The sequence below is a fragment of the Brachyspira catarrhinii genome (assembly GCF_005518285.1).
Taxonomy (GTDB): domain Bacteria; phylum Spirochaetota; class Brachyspiria; order Brachyspirales; family Brachyspiraceae; genus Brachyspira; species Brachyspira catarrhinii.
In genome coordinates this window covers 1-1409 of the sequence record NZ_SJDU01000501.1, presented here as the reverse complement: position 1 = coordinate 1409, position 1409 = coordinate 1, and the positions used below count along the sequence as shown (strand labels likewise).

Genomic DNA, 1409 nt, shown 5'->3' with positions numbered 1-1409 from the left:
ATAAAATAATTTAATTATTATTATAAATTAATAATCAAAAATTAAAATATATATTAAAGCAAGATTATAGATAAAAACTTGATTTTAAATAAAAATTGTTTAGTATATTAATCAATAATAATTTGTCGGAGAGTTTTTATCATGAAATTTATTTTTTCGAGAGTAATTTTGGGAACTGTCGTAATAACTATGGGAGCTTATATTCTGCTTCAATATATTTTTCACATCTATATTCCTTTTCTCGCTTCCATTCCTTTATTTACTATAATAGTCGCTTTCATTACGATACTTTGGGGAATTGCGTTAATATTTGGGATAGGTTTTTATTCTTCAAAAGTAATTTTAGGTTTATTATTAACTCTAACGGGAATTTATTTAATTATAAGATACTGTTTCAATATCAATATGCCTTTTATTTTATACACTCCGATTTTTAGAATGATTTTCAGCATAATAATAATGTTTTTAGGAATTTATATTTTAGTCGGCGTTTATTATGTTGGCGAAAATCTTCCTAAATATAAAAGCGCGTATTATAGAACATTTTTCAAAACTTCGAGTATGGATTTTAGTAATTTGGAAATAGACAGAAATTTTAATATAACGATTGACTCTGCATTTGCGGACACTATCGTATTTATAAATCAAAATATTCAAGTTCACATAAAGGCTTCGAGCGCGTTTGGAAATGTATCTCTTCCTACGGGCGACAGCGTGAGTTTCGGCGAGATTAATTTTATTATGGGAAATTCTGAAAAAATATTATATTTAAATGTCAATTCCGCCTTCGGACAAGTAAGAATTTTGTATAAATAAATTTATCAATGTTAGAGGTGGCAGATAAAAATTTGTCATTCGCCAAAGGCGTCCAGCAGGAACGAGCGATAGCGAAGTAATCCAAAAATTATAAAATTTTATTTTTTAACTTAACTATATTAATAGTAGATTGCTTCTGGCGTTGCCCTCGCAATGACTATATTTTATATCAACTTACATCATAATTTCATTACTTTTCTAAATTTTATATATTTTTTTTTGATAAAAATGTAGAATTTTTCTTTACTTTTGAAAAAAAATTTACTATACTATTTAGTATAAATAAAAAAATGGAGGGTTAATAAAATATGGATTTTAAAAATTCAAAAACAAAAGAAAATCTAAAAACCGCTTTTACGGGCGAAGCTATGGCAAGATGCAAATATATGTATTATGCCGAAAAAGCCAGAGCGGAAGGAATGGAAGGTTTGGCATTGGCTTATGAAAAAGCTTCCAGAAACGAACAAGAACATGGCAAACTTTGGTTTGAGCGTTACCATGGCATCTTGTCAAAAGAAGAGAATTTAAAAGACGCTATAGCGGGAGAAACTTACGAATCGGAAGATATGTATGTAAATTTCGCTAAAATAGCT

General features: G+C 28.0%; 2 protein-coding genes. Both read left to right on the top strand.

All coding sequences use genetic code 11. The features are described 5' to 3' along the window. Positions 1-141 precede the first annotated feature (141 nt). A complete protein-coding gene (locus EZH24_RS11845) occupies positions 142-816 on the top strand; it encodes a hypothetical protein (RefSeq protein ID WP_137999282.1) in 675 nt (224 codons plus the stop codon). A gap of 308 nt (positions 817-1124) precedes the next feature. Further along, on the top strand, positions 1125-1409 hold a 285-nt coding region (locus EZH24_RS11840), incomplete at its 3' end, for a rubrerythrin family protein (protein WP_201798597.1).

Coding starts and splice junctions, on each gene's coding strand:
- EZH24_RS11845 (WP_137999282.1), top strand. CDS start 142: ATGAAATTTATTTTTTCGAGAGTAATTTTGGGAACTGTCGTAATAACT.